This window comes from uncultured Salinicola sp. (assembly GCF_937921195.1).
In the GTDB taxonomy this organism is placed as follows: Bacteria; Pseudomonadota; Gammaproteobacteria; order Pseudomonadales; family Halomonadaceae; genus Salinicola.
In genome coordinates this window covers 1-2,518 of record NZ_CALFQK010000120.1, presented here as the reverse complement: position 1 = coordinate 2,518, position 2,518 = coordinate 1, and the positions used below count along the sequence as shown (strand labels likewise).

Here is a 2,518-nt window from a genome sequence, read left to right as displayed (position 1 = left end):
TGATGATCGCCTGCTTGATGGTGATCGCCTTGGAGCCGACCGAGGTTCCCATGGCATTGGCGACGTCGTTGGCACCAACCCCCCATGCCATGAAGAAACCGAAGACACAGGCGAGAATGATGAAGACATCACCGTATTGCGCAATGATGGACATAGGCTTTGTTCGCTTGAGTGGCGTGACGAAGGCGTAGAATGACGAAGACCCGCTATCAGCGGGCCGTCAGTATCTGCAGGCGGCTACCTACCCGCTCGGCGCGGTCGGACAGCTCGCCGATCCATTCGATGATTTTGTAGAGGAAGATGACATCGACCGGGGGCAGCTCAGCCTCGAGCTGGAACAGCTGGCGGCGGATGTCGACCTGCTGATCATCGGCCTGGTGCTCGAGATCGTGCAGTTCCTTGATCAGTTCGTGCATCACGTCGGAGACATTGCGGCCGAAGCCCGACTCGAGCAGGTCCTCGAGTTCTTCCAGCGCCTTGCGCGCCTGGTCGACGGTGTCCACGGCCGTCCGCAGGTAGTCGCGCATCGGCTCCGCCAGCGGCTCGGGAATGCTCATGTTGCGGCCGAGCATGATGCCGGTGATGTCCCGGGCCTTGTTGGCGATCTTGTCCTGGACGCTGATCAACTCCAGCAGATCGGAACGCGATACCGGCAGAAACATGGTGTTGGGCAGATTGAGGCGCAGTTGCGTCTTGAGTTCGTCCGCCTCGTGCTCGAGCCGGGTGATCGCCTCGCGATGCTTGCGCGCTTCTTCCCAGTCGCCCCCCAGCGCGGCATCGAAGAAAGGCAACAGCTGGCCGGCGCACTCGCTGGTCTTGACGATGTGAGCCAGAAGCGGTTGGAACGGCGATCGTCCAAACAGCGCCGAGAACGGGTTGGTACTCACCATAACGTGGCCTGGATGCGTTGGAAGTGGCGGCGCCAGTATAATGATTGCGTCTGGATGCGTCATGAAAAATTCATGTTACGCCCCGCGACCCGGCTGTCGGTCGAGTGACCTGGCAGCGATCCCGGGCGAGCGATTTCAGACCGGACAAGCCATGACCGACCAACACCAGGAAGCTGCATGAGCGACGAGATCGAACTCAAACTGGCGCTATCACCCGAGGGCCCCGCCCTGCTGGTCGATCACCCACGGCTCCGGACGTTGACCTCCCATATGGTCTCGCTGGGCAACCAGTATTACGACACCGCCGACTCGGCCCTGCGATCGCGACGCGTCGCGCTGCGCGTCAGGCGCCAGGGCGAGCGACGCCTGCAGACGCTCAAGAGCGCCGCGGAGAGTCATGGCGGCCTATCGCGTCGCGGCGAGTGGGAGTGGCCGATCGACGACGCCGCGTGCAATGCCGCCGGCCTCGATCTGGACGGGCTTGGTGAACTCGACCACCCTGCCCTTTCCGGACTGGATCTGGCAACGCTTCGCCCGGTCTTCACGACCGACTTCGAGCGTCGACTCTGGCATTACCGGGATGACGACTGCGATATCGAGATCGCGCTGGACCAGGGCGGCATACATGTCGGTGCGACCACCCTGCCGATCTGCGAGCTCGAGCTCGAGCTCAAACGGGGCGACCCGGCACGCCTGTGGACACTGGCCAACGCCTTGTGCGTGCCAGCCGATGCCTCCGCAGCGCCCCTGCCGGCGCGCCCGGCCAATCACAGCAAGGCCAGCAGGGCCGCCTGCCTCGCCAGCGGCTGGCCCGAGCCGACCATCCCCGAAGCCGCCTCGGTGGATACGCTGATCGACGCCATCGATACGTGGCAGGACAGCCGGAGTCCCGCCTGGCTCGCCAACGCCGAGACCCAGTGCCAACGACTGGTCCAGCGGTGGACGCGCGACAGTGACGCCCCATGTCGAGAAGCCGGCGAGCGCATCCTGGCGGATCTGCGTCGGGGGGTCGCTCCGTGGCGAGGCCAGGACTGGCTGGCCCTTCGACAGCGAGCCGGGAGCGAGACGGACCGGTAGCCAGGCACTTGCCTTCTCGCGATGAAACCCAACCCGATCCAACCCGATGGCGCCGTCCGGCGACAAGCGTCACTCAGGGCGCGGAGAGCGACGAACCGCGAGTCCGTGACACGGAAGGCGAGCCGGGCCGGTAAGGCCTGGGGGGCCGAAAATCCTCCACCAGCCGCTCCAGCGGCAGGGGCCGGGAGTAGATGTAGCCCTGGATGTCGGTGGCCCCCCAGTCGAGCAGGATCTCTAGGGTTTCACGCTCCTCGACGCCCTCGACGACGATGCCGTAGTCGAGACGCTGGCAGAGGGCGACCACCGCCGACAGCACGTGACGCTTGCGCGGCAGCGAGGTGACGTTCATCACCAGCTCGCGATCGATCTTGACCGTATCCATCGGCATCGAGGTCAACTGCGCCAGCGAAGAATAGCCGCTGCCGAAGTCGTCCAGCGCCACACGAATGCCGGCAGCCCGGATCCGATCGAGAATGCGAAACGCCTTGACCGGATCGCTGAGCACCGAGGTCTCGGTGACTTCGATCTGGAGTCGATGACAGGGAATCCCG

The 2,518-nt window shown here is 64.5% G+C and carries 3 protein-coding genes and 1 pseudogene; 1 reads left to right on the top strand and 3 read right to left on the bottom strand.

All coding sequences use genetic code 11. From position 1 onward, the window contains the following. Together Q0602_RS13375 and Q0602_RS13370 are read right to left on the bottom strand one after the other, a co-directional pair. Positions 1 to 154 (bottom strand): annotated as a pseudogene (locus tag Q0602_RS13375) (phosphate permease); the annotation flags it as partial. A 55-nt stretch (positions 155 to 209) separates the two neighbouring features. Further along, positions 210 to 890, bottom strand: a complete 681-nt coding sequence (locus tag Q0602_RS13370; protein WP_149437271.1) for a TIGR00153 family protein — start codon at positions 888 to 890, stop codon at positions 210 to 212. 177 nt (positions 891 to 1,067) lie between these two features. On the opposite strand from Q0602_RS13370, the gene Q0602_RS13365 reads away from it, so the two are divergent. Continuing rightward, complete coding sequence (locus tag Q0602_RS13365) at positions 1,068 to 1,967, top strand: CYTH domain-containing protein (protein ID WP_298844112.1); 900 nt, start codon at positions 1,068 to 1,070, stop codon at positions 1,965 to 1,967. A gap of 73 nt (positions 1,968 to 2,040) precedes the next feature. On the opposite strand, the gene Q0602_RS13360 is transcribed toward Q0602_RS13365, so the two are convergent. Then, positions 2,041 to 2,518, bottom strand: a 478-nt coding sequence (locus Q0602_RS13360; RefSeq protein WP_298844108.1) for an EAL domain-containing protein, incomplete at its 5' end; no start/stop codon positions are given.

What these genes read in the sequence shown, in the direction of transcription:
- Q0602_RS13365 (WP_298844112.1), top strand. Translation starts at nt 1,068, where the DNA reads ATGAGCGACGAGATCGAACTCAAACTGGCGCTATCACCCGAGGGCCCC.
- Q0602_RS13370 (WP_149437271.1), bottom strand. Translation starts at nt 890, where the DNA reads ATGGTGAGTACCAACCCGTTCTCGGCGCTGTTTGGACGATCGCCGTTC.